The following is a 14,625-nucleotide window of genomic DNA, read 5'->3' as shown; positions in this document are numbered from 1 at the left end:
TCCCTCCACCATGACGGAGGACATTGCTATCCGTCCAATACTTATTGATGGCCCTTTTGTTGCGTCAGGTGTAATAATCACATGCATGGAGATCCAACAGATCCGAGCCTTCCTGGCGGTGGCAGAAGAGCTGCACTTCGGCCGCGCGGCAGAAAAACTTCACATGGCGCAGCCTCCGGTCAGCCGCAGTATCCAGCAGCTGGAACGTGAGCTGGGAACCCGGCTGTTCGACCGAAGCACCCGCAGCGTCAAGCTGACAGGCGCCGGAGAGGCGTTCATCGGGCCGGCGACGGAGATCATCGATGCCACGCGCCGGGCGAGCATCGCGGTCCGCGCCGCGGACAAGGGCGAAGTCGGGCGCGTTCGGGTGGCCTACGCGGGCGCTTCCACCCATACCCTGGTGGGCCGGCTCGCCCGGGAGGTCCGGCGCGACCACCCGGGTATCCAGATCGAACTCTTCAGCCAGAATTTTGCGCAACCTGCCATGGACCGTGTCCTCAGCGGGGACATGGACATCGCCCTCGGTCGCTGGGACTACATTGCCGCCGGTATCGAAACGCGGCTGCTTGCGGCGGAGGACCTCGTCGTGGCCGTACCGGCAAGCCACCGTCTGGCCGATGCCGCCGAGGCCCGGATGGCAGACTTCCAGGGCGACGTTTTTGTTTCGCTGCCGCCGCATGCAGGGGCCGTATTGAACGACCGGCTCCGCCGGCTCACGCACGCCGCCGGGTTCGAGCTCGACGTCGTCCAGATTGTCCCGGATTCCTGGACGGCTCTCTCGCTGGTGGCGGCGGAGGTGGGCTGTACCCTCACGCTGTCCTCGGTGGCCGAGTCGGTCACGGATCCCCATGTGCGTTTTGTGCAGCTGGTGGACGAGACCCTTCCGGTCGAGCTGCGCATGGCCTGGCGGCGGGACAACTCCAGCCCCGCCTTGCGGGCGGTCCTGGAGTTGGCTGAGAGGATCCTGCCCGGCGCCGGATGACAGGCGCCGGATGACTGGGTCAGGTCGCCATGGACTCGGGTGTTTCGATCCCCAGTGCGCGCAGCTTCCGGTAGAGCGTGGTCCGGCCCATGCCCAAGGATTTCGCGGCGACCGAACGGTTCCCGCCGCTCTGTTCGAGTGCGGCCACGATCGCATCGCGCTCGAGGGATTCCAGTTTGGAGAGTTTCCGCCTGCCCGTGCTTCTGAGATGTTCCGGGAGGTCATTGGCCTGCACCACGCGTCCGGGATGTGCCCGCCCGAGTGATTCGAGGGTGGCGCGCAGCTCGGCGACATTGCCTGGCCAATGCCAGCGCATGAGCCCTTGCAGCGCCGCTGCGGAGAGCGTGGATCTGTCGGCCGGAGCTGCTGCGTCCAGAAAATGTGCCGCCAGTACCGGGATGCGTTCCTTGGTGGCGGAGAGGCTCGGCACATTCACGCGTGCAGCGATCTGGGAAACCACTTCGGATACGAAGTCCGGGCATGCGTCCGGATTCATCGTCAAGACGAGCCGGGCTGGAGAGGGGCCGGCCGTGTCGCTGTACGGCGGTGTACCTGCGTGTGTGGCGCCTGCCGACGGCCCGGCCGGCTGCTGCCGCACCGCCACATCCAGCGCCTTCAGCCTGTTAAGCTCGCTCCGGGGAAGATCCTCCAGATGCCGCAGGACGACGCTCCGGCCTGCCGCGATCGCCTCGCGGCAGTCAGAGAACCAGGTGGCATCCTGTTCCCCTGGCAGCAGGCAGGCGTCGAGGATCAGCGGATTCGGGCCGGAGTCCTGCCCATTGAGCCAGGCGAGTGTGTGGTGAAGCTTGCCGGAGCCGCCCTGCCCGCAAACAGCAATCGCCCCGGGCCCCTGACCTGCGCGATCGAAAGCATTCCGCATGATGTGCCCAAACGCCGCCCCGCCGCCCCAAGAGCCGCCGTCGGCCACCCCAGGCTCGGCCCTGCCCGGACTGCTTGCGGCCTCCGGAACGCGGGAAAGCTCCAGGGCGAAGGCCGAGCTCCCGCCGGAATCGTCAATTCGCTGGACCGTGGCATCGACGTTCAGGGAGGGAATCTCGATGGTTTGCTTGGCGCCGGTCCACACGAGGCCGCGCAATTGTTCCCACAGGGTGGTGTGCAGTTCGCTGCTCATGACGGCCAGTCCGGAGACGTTGGTCATGACAGCCTGGGCGTCGAGCATGATGACCGGGGCCTTGGAGGAGCTCAAACGCAGTTGCGACATCCCCAGGGCGAGTCCCGTCGCGCTGCCGAGATCGAGCAGTCGGCGTTCGATCTGGCCGCCGGCTTCGCGGGCCATGGCCAGCATGAGCGGGTTGTCCAAAGCGGTGTCGCAGGCGAAGGAAATGGATCCGAGCACCCGGCGGGTGACCGGGTGCAGAATCGGGGCCCCTGAACACGACAGGGGTGCCAGTGCCTCGTTGAAATGCTCGGCTCCGCGGACAAAAACGGCCTGGCGTCCTTCGATGGGGGTGCCCAGCCCGTTCGTTCCCACGGAGCGCTCCGAGAAACTGAATCCTTCGGCGGCATATGCCTCATCGAACCGATTGCCGTGCGTCCTGTCCCCGAGCCTGCGGGCGATGATCTGACCGGACTGGTCACTGAGGAACAGGGATATGCCCATGCCGTTGAGGCTCTCCAGCCAGTGATCCATCACGCTCTTGGCGGCCCGGATGAGGATTCCGTCCGGATCGAAGTCGTTGACGAAGAGGAATGCCTCGGGCCCTGCCGACGCCTCCACGCCGATAGAGCGGCGCCAGCTGTGCTCGATATCCGGGGAGACGATTTCCGTCAGTTGGGTCCCATTCAGCAGGCCGCGGCGGATGAGCTGTTCCCGGGCAGCGCGGAGCGCATCATCGGGCACCTTCCTGGGGTTTTGCATGGCTGGTCAGCCCTGGGCTCCGTCTGCCGCGCGCAGGACGACGCGTCCGGGCACGCCGCCGTGCGTCAGCTTGTCCAGGCTCTCGCCAACAGAGGCGGCGGAGAGCTCGGCGTCGATGATGGGGATGTGGGGAATGGCGTCCCGCTTGGCCAAGGCGATGAGCTGGTTTAGCTCGTCCGGGGTCCCCACGAAGCTGCCTTGGATAGTGAGCATCTTGAGGGCCATGAGCGCGGTGGGTACCGTCAGTTCGCCGCCGAAGAGCCCGACCTGGATCAACCGGCCGCCCTTGCGCAGGGAATCGAAGGCTACCGGCGCTGTTTGGCTGTTGTTCACGAAGTCAATGACGGCCGCCACGGGCCCGCCGCTGGCTGCAACGATTTTTGCGCTGAGGCCTTCGTCTGTGGACTGGACGGTGGTGGCTGCGCCAACCTGCCGCGCGAGCTCCAGGTTGCGTTCGGAAATGTCGACGGCGCAAATGGCCTGGTGCCCGAGCGCGCTCAGGGTGGCGATGGCGGTGAGTCCCACTCCGCCGGCGCCGATCACCACGACGGGTTCGTGGGGTCCGAGCGGAAGGACCTTGTTCACTGCGCTGAATGCCGTCAGCCCGGAGCAAGCCAGCGTCGCCGCCCAGCTGAGGTCCAGGCCCTCGATATCCACCAGGTACTTTTCGTCACCGACCAGGATCTGCTCGGCGTAGCCTCCGTGCTCCGCTACTCCGAGGTTGCGTCCGTTGGCGCAGACATTGTCGCGGCCGGCAAGGCAATCCCGGCACGTGCCGCAGCCGATCCAGGGATAGACCAGCCGGATGTCCCCGGGTTTGGTCCCGTGCACACGGTCGCCGACCTTCTCGACGACACCGACGACTTCGTGCCCCATGACCAGCGGGTAAGTGACGCCCCGGTCCACCAGCTTCAACGCGCCGCGGCTGCCCAGATCGTACGAACCTTCACGAAGATGGGTGTCCGTGTGGCACACACCGGAACGGATGACCCTCAAGAGGACCTCGGTTCCTGTCGGCAGCGGATCCGGCAGTTCGATGTCCTGGATCTCTGGGCTGTCTTGGAAAACGGCAAAAGCGTGCATGGTGACCTCGCATCGTTGCGCAGACTGTATTGATTCAAGAATGACACCAGTTCTGATAGGTATCCAATACTAAATCGCGGCCCCTTTGATGTCCTGAGCGCAACAATCAGGAGCCGCGTGAGTGTTCCAAAGTGGAACACTGAGCCGGCAGAAATGTGACCCACGCTATATGTAGCGGCAAACGCAGCCAACAACCGATCCATCCGTTCCCGGGCAACGCGGGGGCGCTCTCCATACGAAGGAGTATGAGATGACTATCTCGACCGAAGCAGCAGTGACTGAAACATCTCAGGCGACCGACCCCCTCCGCGACCTGTACGCGGACTGGTCGGGAATCATCGCCACCACGCCCAACCTGACGATGCGCCTGTTCCGCAGCATCTTCGACGAGTGGCACCAGCCCACGCGGGAGCCTGAGGCAGTCACCTACAAGGAAGGCGTCGTCGGCGGTGTCCCCGGCATCTGGGCCTTCCCGGAAGGTGCCGACCGCACAAAGGTGCTGCTCTACACCCACGGCGGCGGCTTCGCCGTCGGCTCCGCGTCAAGCCACCGCAAGCTTGCCGGCCACGTTGCCAAGGCAATCGGCGTCGTCACCTTTGTCCTTGACTACCGCAGGGCGCCCGAGCACCCGCACCCGGCCCAGGTCGAAGACGGCGTGGCCGCCTTCAAGGCCCTCGTCGAGAGCGGCATCCACCCGCAGGACATCACCACCATCGGCGACTCCGCCGGTGGCAACCTTGCGGTTGCCATTCCCCTGGCCCTCAAAGAACAGGGAGAGCCGCTGCCCGGCCAGGTCATCGCCTTCTCACCCTGGCTGGACATGGAGAACAAGGGCGAAACGCTGATCACCAACGACGCATCGGACGCACTCATCTCCGTGCCCCTGCTCGAGGGCATGATCGCCGGCGTGCTGGGCGAGTCCGTCAGCCCGCAGAACCCGCTGGCCAACCCGCTCTACGCCGATTTCGCCGGGTTCCCGCGCCTGTACATCACCGCGGGCTCGTCCGAATCCCTCCTGGACAACGCCACCCGCCTGAACGCACTGGCGGAAGCCGCCGGCGTCGACGTGACGCTCTCCATCGGCGAAGGACAGCAGCACGTGTACCCGTTCCTGGCCGGCGACTCCGAGGTTGCCGACGCCGAACTCGCCCGTATTGCCGGCTGGTACAAGTACTGAGCCCCGGCCACTTCACTACAAAGACCTGAAGCACAAAGGAGTATTTCATCATGGCTGAAGAACAGGGGCAGACTGCCTCCACCACCCCCACCGCCGAATTCGACGCCGTCGTCGTGGGCGCTGGATTTGGCGGCATCTACATGCTGCACAAGTTGGGCAACGAACTGGGCCTCAACGTCCGCGCCTTCGACCGCGCCGGGGGTGTGGGCGGCACCTGGTACTGGAACCGTTACCCGGGTGCGTTGTCGGACACCGAGAGCTTCGTGTACCGCTACTCCTTCGACGACGAACTGCTGAAGGAATGGAACTGGACGCACAAGTACGTGACGCAGCCCGAAATCCTCAGCTACCTCGAACACGTGGTTGACCGGTACGAGCTGCGCAAGGATATCCAGCTCAACACCGGGATCACCTCGGCCCGCTACGACGAGTCCGCCGACCGCTGGGTCATCGGAACGGACGCCGGGGAAACCATCACGGCGAAGTACATCGTCAACGGCCTCGGTCTGCTCTCGGCCACCAATATCCCCGACATCCCGGGCATCGACTCGTTCGAGGGCAAGATCTACCATTCCGGCGCCTGGCCCGAAGGCGTGGACCTTACCGGCAAGCGCGTCGGCGTCATGGGCACCGGTTCCACCGGCCTGCAGATCATCACCGCCATCGCGCCCAAGGTGGGGCACCTCACCGTCTTCCAGCGCTCGCCGCAATACAGCGTCCCGGTCGGCAACACCACTGTCACGCCGGAGTACGTCGCATCCGTCAAGAAGGACTACCCCAAAATCTGGGAACAGGTCCGGGCCTCCGGCGTCGCCTTCGGATTCGAGGAGAGCACCGTTCCGGCCATGAGTGTGTCTGAAACGGACCGTCAGGCGGTCTTCCAGAAGGCCTGGGAAGAAGGCGGCGGATTCCGCTTCATGTTCAACACTTTCGGCGACATCGCCACGGACCGGGACGCCAACGAAGCTGCCGCATCCTTTGTCCGGGGCAAGATCGCCGAGATCGTCAAGGACCCGGAGACGGCCCGCAAGCTCACCCCGACCGACCTTTACGCCAAGCGCCCCCTCTGCGACAGCGGCTACTACGCCACCTTCAACCGGGACAACGTTGAGCTGGTATCCGTGAAGGAGACGCCGATTCTCGAGCTGACACCAAAGGGCATCAGGACGTCCGACGGCGTTGAGCACGAGCTCGATGTGTTGATCTTCGCCACCGGCTTCGACGCCGTGGACGGTAACTACACGCGGATGGACATTCGTGGCCGCGGCGGCGAAACCATCCAGGACCACTGGAAGGAAGGCCCCACAAGCTACCTCGGCATCACCACCGCCGGATTCCCGAACATGTTCATGATCCTCGGACCGAACGGTCCCTTCACGAACCTGCCGCCGAGCATTGAGACCCAGGTCGAGTGGATCTCCCAACTGGTCAAGGACGCAGAAGCCGGCCAGGTGGCCTCCGTGGAACCGACGGCCGAGGCCGAAGAAGCCTGGACCGAGACCTGCCAGGAGATCGCCGACATGACGCTCTTCCCGAAGGCCGATTCCTGGATCTTCGGTGCCAATATCCCCGGCAAGAAGAGGACGGTCATGTTCTACCTCGGCGGCCTCGGCAACTACCGGAACAAGCTCGCCGAAGTTCGCGAATCGGGCTACGAGGGCTTCGACCTGAAGGTACTCGCCCCGGCGGAGTAACCACAATCAAATGACAGCGACGGCGGCTGCCACACCTTGGGGGAGTGGTAGTCGCCGTTCTGCGATCCCATGGCGAAGCATTTGCCCATTGGTAGGCTTGGACGCTTCTGTATTCGTCAAGCAGTGTTCCAGGTCCTGACGTGGGAGAAAGCATCTCCCATCTCGTCCTGACCACGCACTAGTAAGTGGGCTAACGTCAGCTGCATGACTATGCACGACGACCAGTTGCACATTGACGAGGACCTCGCTTGCCGACTGGTAGTCGAACAATTCCCAGGTTGGGGTCACGAGCGCATCAGCCGCGTCATGACGGACGGCACGGTCAACGCCATATTCAGAATCGGCGCCGATCTCACGGCACGTTTCCCGCTCCGATCCGCTGACCCAACTGACATAAGCGCTGAGCTCGTCCGGGAGGCAGCCGCAATGCGTGAATTGGCAACATGCTGTCCCGTCCCCACACCGGAGCCAGTGGCTTTGGGCCGTCCTGGTCACGGCTATCCGTTGCCGTGGTCTGTGCAAACGTGGTTACCCGGCGTCGTTGCAACACCCGATGGCTTGGCGCACTCGGAAGTGTTCACCCGTGACCTCGCCACCCTCGTTCATTCGCTTCGAGCCGCCGATGCGAGAGGCCGCCCTTTTACGGGATCCGGTCGTGGCGGCGACTTAAAGAACTCTGACGAGTGGATGGAAGTCTGTTTTCTTAAGAGCGATGGCCTGCTTCCGGTAGACCGGCTCCGTGCGCTCTGGTCAGAATTCCGGAGCCTGCCCTCTGCTGGCCCGGCGGTGATGACGCACGGGGATTTGATTCCCGGCAATCTCCTCGTCGGAGGCGACCGACTTCTTGGCGTCTTGGATGGTGGGGGTTTTGCTCGTGCCGATCCTTCCCTTGACCTTGTCGCAGCCTGGCACATGCTCGATAACGAAAGGCGGGCACTCTTACGCCGGGAGCTGGCGTCTAGTGACCTCGAGTGGAGGCGTGGAGCCGCCTGGGCGTTCCAGCAGGCAATGGGCCTGGTCTGGTACTACCGGGAAACGGTTCCAGGGATGAGCGCGCTCGGGCGGAGCACCTTGGCGCGCATCCTCAATGACCGAGAGTTTTCGGTTACTACCCCCACTGGTTCAGGTGCTGCTAGCCAGCACTAACCGGTGGTTGAGGGTTCGGTAGATCTGCCGGGTGATGTATCGCTTGAGGCTGCGGATGATCTCCTTCTTGGTGCGTCCTTGGCTTGTTCGTTTCGCGACGTAGTCTTTGGTGGCTGGGTAGCGGGTGACAGTCAGGGGTTTGCGGGCGTCCATGCCGAGTGGTCCTGGATGCGTACGCGTTCATCAAGGGCTGGCTGATCGCCACCTCGCTCTGGGTTGGCTTTCTGCTGCTCCTGGTTGCAGCACACTATGGCGTAGCCGCCGCGCTGGACGGAACCGATGCCGGCCACGTGTGGGGCTTTTTGGGCATGGTGGTTCTTTATGGCTTCGAGTTGCCCTGGTATTCGCGGCGCCACTGGCCTGTGTGTTGGCCTACCTACTGCGCCCGGTCCGGCAACAATGGATCCACATCAGAGCTTTTTTCGCGGTGCCCACCCTCGCGTTCTGGCTGCTGGGAAGCGTCCTGGGTCTCGGCCGGCAGCCCTGGCTGCTGATCCCATGGGCCACAGTTGGCGCAGCGGCAGCGATCGGCCGTTGGGCGGTCCGCAAAGACGTCCTTTCCTCGAATTCTGCTGCTGCCCCCGCCAGACCACCCGGTGCATGATTGGACTACGGGCACCGGGGGCGCCACACAACGCGGCGAAAAGACCGCCACCTACCGCTGCGGTTCACAAACGTGCCGGCTTCGTGCGGGCACCGTTTCGGTCGCATCAATATTGTCGGTGGCTCGTGATTTGCTTGGCGTATGGATCGCGGGACAGCGTGGAGTGCGGAGTTGAGTGCGGAGAGCGGGGCGGCCGTGGAGGCCGTCGCCGCCTCTGTTGCCGCGCTGGCTGCCTTGGCCGGCGCCGGCGTTGGGGCTGACGACGCCGGTGCGCCTGCTGCCGACCCGTTGGGAGACGGCGATCCGCTGCGGCGGCGGGCGGATGCCTGTCTGGACGGGCTGGCCGAGGTCGCCCGGATGGAGGCCCGGACCGCGGCGTTGAGGGTGCGGCTGACCGCCGACTACGCGCAGGCAACCAGGTTCCTGGCGCTGCCGGCGCCGTCACCGCGGGACCGCGCCGTACAGGAGATGGCACTGGTGGCCGAGGTCGCCTGTGTCCTGACCGTGAGCGAACGCACCGCAGCGGCCCTCCTCGCCGAAGCCCACGCCCTGACGACGGCGCTGCCGCTGACCCTGGCCGCCCTTGAGTCCGGGGCGATCTCCTGGGCCCACGCCCGGATCATCGTGGACGAAACCAGCAGCCTGGATGCGGCCGGGGCGGCCGGGCTCGAGGCGCACTTCCTGGACCCCGAAGCACCGAACCCGGCCCGCGGCTGTCCGGCCGGGGAGCTCGTTCCGTCCCGGTTCCGGGCCAAGGCCCGCGCCTGGCGCGAACGCCACCACCCGGCCGGCATCGAGGAACGCCACGCCACGAGCGCCGCGGACCGGCGGGTCGAGTACACTCCGGACCGGGACGGCATGGCCTGGCTCTCGGCCTATTTCCCGGCCGACACCGCCGCGGGGATCTGGGACCGGGCCACCGCGGCGGCCCGCGCCCTTCAGGGCCCGGACGAGCCCCGGACCCTGACCCAGCTCCGCGCCGACATCACCGCCACCTGGCTCCTCACCACCGGCACCGGCACGGGTGCTGGATCGGACGACGGCACCACCGGCGAAACGGCTGCGGGTGGGCTTGTTCCGGTCCCGCGTGCGCAGGTTCTGGTCACCGTCCCGGTCCTGTCCCTGCTCGGCGCCACCGACGAACCGGCCGTCCTGGACGGGCACGGGCCGATCCCGCCCTCGATGGCCCGCCGCCTCATCGCCGAGGGCGCCGGTTCCTTCTCCCGGGTCCTGACCGACCCCCGGGACGGTGCCCCGCTGGAAATCGGCCGGACCAGCTACCGGCTTACGGCGGCCCAGCGCCACTGGCTCCGGCTCCGCGACGGCCGGTGTCCGTTCCCCGGCTGCGGCAACCATTCCCTGGACAACGAGGCAGACCACCTCCTGGCCTGGGCCGACGGCGGCACCACCGGTATCTCGAACCTGGGCCAGCCCTGCCCGAAACACCACCGGCTCAAACACGCCTCCGCCTGGACACCGGACCGGGCCAGCAGGGACCACCCGCCGGGCTGGACCTCACCGTCCGGACGGCACTATCCCAGCGAACACCAGGACTGGGAACCACCCCACTGGCCCGAGGACTGGCTGCCCCACATCCAGGCCACGGACGAACCCGGCCCGGAACCCGGCCCCGACCCCGATCAAGACCAGCCAGGACATAGTCTCGAACCGGAAACGTTTCCGGACTACCATCCCGGCCACGATCCCGTTCCGGAGCCCGAAATTGAACTGCCTCCGGACCCCTTCCCGGACTGGCACCAATTCATCGCCGGGCACCCATTTGCCGACACGGAAACGGACGATCCGGGCTGGCCGGAACTTCTGGAAGGCCCTTCCGCGGAGGACCGCCCGCTCCAATGTGCGTGAGCCGTTGATCGTGTGCCTTCCGGTTCTTTGGGTCGGAGGGATCGGCGCGACGCCGCCGCCACGACTGCGTTGAAGAACCCAGCTTTGCTCAACGAAGCTCAGCTGGACACGATGGCGGCCAGCGAGAACGCTGGCCGCCATCGGGCTATCGGTTCTGACAGCTCAGGAGTAGTCGTAGAACCCTTTGCCGGACTTCCGTCCCAGCTCGCCGCGCTCCACCATGTCGCGGAGGATCCGGGGCGGGGCGAAGCGTTCGCCGAGGGTTTCATGCAGGTACTCGGCGATACCGAGGCGCACGTCCAGCCCGACGATGTCCGTGGTGCGCAGTGGTCCGGATGCGTGCCGGTAGCCGAGTTCCATGGCGGCGTCGATGTCCTGGGCGCTGGCCACGCCCTCTTCCAGCATCCTCATGGCCTCCAGCGCAATTGCCACGCCAAGGCGCGAACTCGCGAAGCCGGGCGCGTCATTGACCACGATGGGAGTCTTACCGAGCCCGCGGACCCAGCCGGTGGCGGCGTCGGAGAGTTCAGGGGCGGACCGGGGGCCAAGAACGACTTCCACCAGCGTCGAGGCCGGGACCGGATTGAAGAAGTGCAACCCGCACAGCCGTTCCGGCCGGCCGAGCGAGTCAGCCAGGTCGGTGACGGAGAGCGAGGACGTGTTGGTGGCAATCCAGGCATCCGTGCCCAGGTGGCGCTCCACGTTGAGCAGGGCATCCTGCTTAAGCTTGAAGTCCTCCGGCACGGCTTCGATAACAAGGCCCGCCCCGCCGAAGTCGACGGCGTCCGTGGAGACCGCAAACCGGCCCAAGAGCGACTCCAGGTCCTCGGTTATCGCGTTCCTCTCGAGGGCCTTGGCCAGCGTCACTCTCACGCGGTCGCGGGCCGCTGCGGCTGCGGCCTCGTCCCGTTCGACTATTGTCACCGCAGCTCCGGAGACAAGGAAAGCGTGGGCGATGCCCGCGCCCATCCGGCCTCCGCCGAGAACGCCTACCCTCGTGGGGACGCCCTGGGTTTCAAGTGGGGGAGTGGAAGGGGTCATTAGTTGGTTCCTTTGCGTTGTTTTCGGTCCAGAAACGCCTGCATCCGCTCAAATTTTGCCTCTGATTCAAAGAGGATCCCTTGGGCGAGTTCGTCAATGGCCGGGTGTGCTGACCTTGGGGCGTGGAGGACGCTCTTGGTGAGGCGGACCGCGAGTGGATCCTGGGATGCGATCCGGGCCGCGAGTGCGAAGGCCGCGGGGATCAGCTGGTCTGGTTGATGCAACTCCGTGACCAGCCGAACAGCCATTGCCTCAGCGCCGTCGAGCACTTTTCCGGTGAGCAGGATTTCCTTGGCCAAAGGCTCGCCGACGAGCTCCACGAGGCGCCAGCCTGCGCCGGCGGCGGCGAGGATGCCCAGACCGGTTTCGGGGTTGCCGATCTTTGCCCGTGGCGTCGCAATCCGGAAATCCGCCGCATAGGCCAGCTCAGCGCCGCCGCCGAGCGCAAACTCGTCAATGGCTGCGATCACTGGCATCGGCAGCCTGGAGATTCGCTGGAAGAGGCCGGAATTGATGCCGGCCAGGGCATCATCACGGCGGCGTTCGCGGAGTTGGGCGATGTCGGCTCCGGAGGCGAAGACGCCGCCGGAGGGAAGCTGCGCCCCGGAGAGGATGAGTATTTTGGGATTGCGCTCCAAATCCGCGCATACAGTGTGCAATTCGTCCACCATGAGCTGGTCTATGGCGTTGCGGACTTCTGGCCTGTTGAGTTCGACATGGACGGTCGCGTCGGCGTCGTGGATTTTGATCGTCTTCACCAGCCCACCATGGCATCGTTTATTACACAGCGTCCAATACCTAATGGACCGGCCGTTATTGTCGGAATTGGATAGATCAGGCCCGAGGGCAGTCACTCACGACGCCGTCATTGATCCAAAATCCTCATTGATCTTGAGGCTAATAAGTATTGGACTGCATAGCCGGAAGCTGGGATCGTGATTGCTAAGACAAAGACGTACCTGCAGAAAGAGTTCCGGATCATGAGCAACTACGCGACCATCAACCCGGCAACCGGAGAGCGCGTTGCCGAGTTCCCGACACTCACCGACGAGGAAGTGCAGGATGCGCTCAAGCGCTCCTTCACGGAATACCGCACCTGGCGCTCCACTCCGCTGGCGGAACGGGCCGCCGTGCTGACCCGCGTGGCCGAGCTGCACCGCGAACGTTCCGAAGAACTCGCCGCCTTGCTGACCCTGGAGATGGGCAAGCCGATCGCCGAAGCACGCGGCGAGGTTGCCCTCGTGGCCTCGATCTACGCCTACTATGCGGACAACGCCGAGCGCTTCCTCCGCGATGAACCCTTGGAGATCCGGGGACCCGGCTCGGCCGTGGTCCGCACCGAACCCATCGGACCGCTGGTCGGGATCATGCCCTGGAACTTCCCCTACTACCAGGTCGCCCGCTTCGCCGCACCCAACATAGTGCTGGGCAACACCGTGATCCTCAAGCACTCACGCAACTGCCCGCAGTCGGCGCTGGCCATCGAGGCGGTCTTCCGCGACGCCGGGCTGCCGGCCGATGTCTACATCAACGCGTTTGCCACCAGCGGCCAGATCGCCACCATGATCGCCGACCCCCGGGTGCAGGGTGTTTCCCTGACAGGCTCCGAGAAGGCCGGATCCGCCGTGGCAGAAATTGCCGGACGCCATCTGAAGAAGTATGTGCTGGAGCTTGGCGGCTCCGATCCGTTCATCGTGCTGCCCGACGCCGATCTGGACAAAGCCGTAGCCGGCGCCGTGGCTGGCCGCATGTACAACGGCGGCCAAGCCTGCACTGCGTCCAAGCGCTTCATCATCGTCGGCGGAATCTACGACGAGTTCCTGCGCCGCTACACCGAGGCCATGTCCAAGATCGCCCCGGGTGACCCGACCGATGGGCAGACGACCTTCGGGCCGCTGTCATCCCGGGCCTCCGTCGATGACATCGCCGAGCTGGTCCAGGACGCCGTCTCCAAGGGCGCGACCGCAGTCACGGGTGGAGGCGCCCCCAACGACTCGGGCGCCTACTACCCCGCAACCGTCCTGACCGGTGTGACGCCGGACATGCGGGCTTACTCGGAAGAGATCTTCGGCCCGGCCGCCGTGGTTTACCGGGTGGACTCTCCCGAAGCCGCTGTTGACCTGGCCAACGACTCGCCTTTCGGCCTCTCAAGCTCCGTCTACACCGCGGATGTTGAGGCCGCCCGGCAGCTTGCCGAACAGCTGGAGACCGGAATGGTCTGGATCAACAGCATCAGCCGCAGCGCCGCCGACCTTCCGTTTGGCGGGGTGAAGCGTTCCGGCGTCGGACGAGAACTGGCGCAATACGGAATCAATGAGTTCGCCAACAAGAAGCTGATCCGGATCCCGGCAGCGTAGGCCCGCTCGAATCACAGCCAAGTCGCCGAGGGCGGCCAGCCAGCCCAAGGCAGCAGCAGGGGGTCGTTTTGCGCCCTCAAACCACCCCTGCTGCTGCGTAGTTGGGCGCCACAGAACTTAGAGGAAGATCATGAATCAGGCATTTATCTATGACGCTGTGAGGACGCCGTTCGGGAAGTTCGGTTCCGGCCTCGCCGGGGTCCGCCCGGATGACCTTGCGGCGCACGTGATCCGCGAATCCGTGAAGCGCGCCCCGGCCCTGGACGTGGAGCGGATCGATGAGGTGGTGTTCGGCAACGCGAACGGCGCGGGCGAGGAGAACCGCAATGTCGCCCGGATGGGCACCCTGCTGGCCGGGCTGCCGGTCTCGGTCCCGGGCACCACGGTCAACCGGCTCTGCGGGTCCTCCCTGGACGCGGCGATCATCGCCTCCCGCCAGATCAACACCGGCGACGCCGAGCTGATGTTGATCGGCGGCGCCGAATCGATGTCCCGGGCCCCGTGGGTGCTGCCGAAGACCGAGAGGCCCTACCCGGCCGGGGACCTGACCCTGGCCTCCACCACGCTGGGCTGGCGGCTGGTGAACCGGGCCATGCCGGCGGACTGGACCATCTCCCTGGGCGAGGCCACCGAACGGCTCCGGGAGAAGTACGGCGTGACTCGCGAGCAGCAGGACGAGTTCTCCGCCGCCTCCCACAACCTCGCCGCCGCGGCCTGGGACGAGGGTTTCTACGACAACCTCGTCGTCCCGGTCCCGGGCACGGACCTGGTCCGCGACGAGGGCATCCGTCCCGGG

The 14,625-nt window shown here is 65.4% G+C and carries 12 protein-coding genes; 7 read left to right on the top strand and 5 right to left on the bottom strand.

The genetic code is table 11. The features are described 5' to 3' along the window. The first annotated feature begins 85 nt into the window (after positions 1-85). Positions 86-982, top strand: a complete 897-nt coding sequence (locus tag AC1DGD_RS15215) for a LysR family transcriptional regulator (protein ID WP_476851123.1) — start codon at positions 86-88, stop codon at positions 980-982. Positions 983-1,001: 19 nt separating this feature from the next. Here AC1DGD_RS15215 and AC1DGD_RS15210 read toward each other — a convergent pair whose 3' ends face one another. Next, positions 1,002-2,861 carry a sigma-54-dependent Fis family transcriptional regulator gene (locus tag AC1DGD_RS15210; RefSeq protein ID WP_476857352.1) on the bottom strand — a complete coding sequence of 620 codons (1,860 nt, stop codon included), beginning with the start codon at positions 2,859-2,861 and terminating at the stop codon, positions 1,002-1,004. 6 nt (positions 2,862-2,867) lie between these two features. After that, a complete protein-coding gene (locus tag AC1DGD_RS15205; RefSeq protein ID WP_476857351.1) occupies positions 2,868-3,944 on the bottom strand; it encodes an alcohol dehydrogenase in 1,077 nt (358 codons plus the stop codon). 250 nt (positions 3,945-4,194) lie between these two features. On the opposite strand from AC1DGD_RS15205, the gene AC1DGD_RS15200 reads away from it, so the two are divergent. From AC1DGD_RS15200 to AC1DGD_RS15190, 3 genes are all read left to right on the top strand, one after another. Further along, entirely contained in the window at positions 4,195-5,121 is a 927-nt protein-coding gene (locus AC1DGD_RS15200; protein ID WP_476857350.1) for an alpha/beta hydrolase, read from the top strand. 50 nt (positions 5,122-5,171) lie between these two features. Beyond that, positions 5,172-6,815, top strand: coding sequence for a flavin-containing monooxygenase (locus AC1DGD_RS15195; RefSeq protein WP_476857349.1), 1,644 nt, complete (start codon positions 5,172-5,174; stop codon positions 6,813-6,815). Positions 6,816-7,019: 204 nt separating this feature from the next. Next, positions 7,020-7,961 carry an aminoglycoside phosphotransferase family protein gene (locus AC1DGD_RS15190; RefSeq protein ID WP_476857348.1) on the top strand — a complete coding sequence of 314 codons (942 nt, stop codon included), beginning with the start codon at positions 7,020-7,022 and terminating at the stop codon, positions 7,959-7,961. Here the strand turns inward: AC1DGD_RS15190 and AC1DGD_RS15185 are convergent. Then, positions 7,938-8,114 (bottom strand): hypothetical protein, encoded by a 177-nt coding sequence (locus AC1DGD_RS15185; protein ID WP_476851117.1) that lies wholly within the window; start codon positions 8,112-8,114, stop codon positions 7,938-7,940. The two genes, AC1DGD_RS15190 and AC1DGD_RS15185, sit on opposite strands and share 24 nt — an antisense overlap. A 622-nt stretch (positions 8,115-8,736) precedes the next feature. Here AC1DGD_RS15185 and AC1DGD_RS15180 point away from each other — a divergent pair. Beyond that, entirely contained in the window at positions 8,737-10,431 is a 1,695-nt protein-coding gene (locus AC1DGD_RS15180; RefSeq protein ID WP_476857347.1) for an HNH endonuclease signature motif containing protein, read from the top strand. A gap of 162 nt (positions 10,432-10,593) precedes the next feature. Here the strand turns inward: AC1DGD_RS15180 and AC1DGD_RS15175 are convergent, their stop codons facing one another. Beyond that, complete coding sequence (locus AC1DGD_RS15175) at positions 10,594-11,472, bottom strand: 3-hydroxyacyl-CoA dehydrogenase family protein (RefSeq protein WP_476857346.1); 879 nt, start codon at positions 11,470-11,472, stop codon at positions 10,594-10,596. Next, complete coding sequence (locus tag AC1DGD_RS15170) at positions 11,472-12,230, bottom strand: enoyl-CoA hydratase/isomerase family protein (RefSeq protein WP_476857345.1); 759 nt, start codon at positions 12,228-12,230, stop codon at positions 11,472-11,474. Before AC1DGD_RS15170 ends, AC1DGD_RS15175 begins: the two co-directional genes overlap by 1 nt. A 177-nt stretch (positions 12,231-12,407) precedes the next feature. On the opposite strand from AC1DGD_RS15170, the gene AC1DGD_RS15165 reads away from it, so the two are divergent. Both AC1DGD_RS15165 and AC1DGD_RS15160 read left to right on the top strand, forming a co-directional pair. Beyond that, positions 12,408-13,829, top strand: a complete 1,422-nt coding sequence (locus AC1DGD_RS15165) for an NAD-dependent succinate-semialdehyde dehydrogenase (RefSeq protein ID WP_476857344.1) — start codon at positions 12,408-12,410, stop codon at positions 13,827-13,829. A gap of 130 nt (positions 13,830-13,959) precedes the next feature. After that, a partial coding sequence (locus AC1DGD_RS15160; RefSeq protein WP_476857343.1) for a thiolase family protein occupies positions 13,960-14,625 on the top strand: 666 nt, incomplete at its 3' end.

The organism is Arthrobacter sp. 05T45 (assembly GCF_056395875.1).
The sequence above is the reverse complement of the archived record's forward strand: the minus strand, read 5'-3'. Positions and strand labels throughout refer to the sequence as shown.

Excerpts from the sequence above, each read along its gene's own strand:
- AC1DGD_RS15215 (WP_476851123.1), top strand. The coding sequence starts at position 86 with ATGGAGATCCAACAGATCCGAGCCTTCCTGGCGGTGGCAGAAGAGCTG.
- AC1DGD_RS15210 (WP_476857352.1), bottom strand. The coding sequence starts at position 2,861 with ATGCAAAACCCCAGGAAGGTGCCCGATGATGCGCTCCGCGCTGCCCGG.
- AC1DGD_RS15205 (WP_476857351.1), bottom strand. The coding sequence starts at position 3,944 with ATGCACGCTTTTGCCGTTTTCCAAGACAGCCCAGAGATCCAGGACATC.
- AC1DGD_RS15200 (WP_476857350.1), top strand. The coding sequence starts at position 4,195 with ATGACTATCTCGACCGAAGCAGCAGTGACTGAAACATCTCAGGCGACC.
- AC1DGD_RS15195 (WP_476857349.1), top strand. The coding sequence starts at position 5,172 with ATGGCTGAAGAACAGGGGCAGACTGCCTCCACCACCCCCACCGCCGAA.
- AC1DGD_RS15190 (WP_476857348.1), top strand. The coding sequence starts at position 7,020 with ATGACTATGCACGACGACCAGTTGCACATTGACGAGGACCTCGCTTGC.
- AC1DGD_RS15185 (WP_476851117.1), bottom strand. The coding sequence starts at position 8,114 with ATGGACGCCCGCAAACCCCTGACTGTCACCCGCTACCCAGCCACCAAA.
- AC1DGD_RS15175 (WP_476857346.1), bottom strand. The coding sequence starts at position 11,472 with ATGACCCCTTCCACTCCCCCACTTGAAACCCAGGGCGTCCCCACGAGG.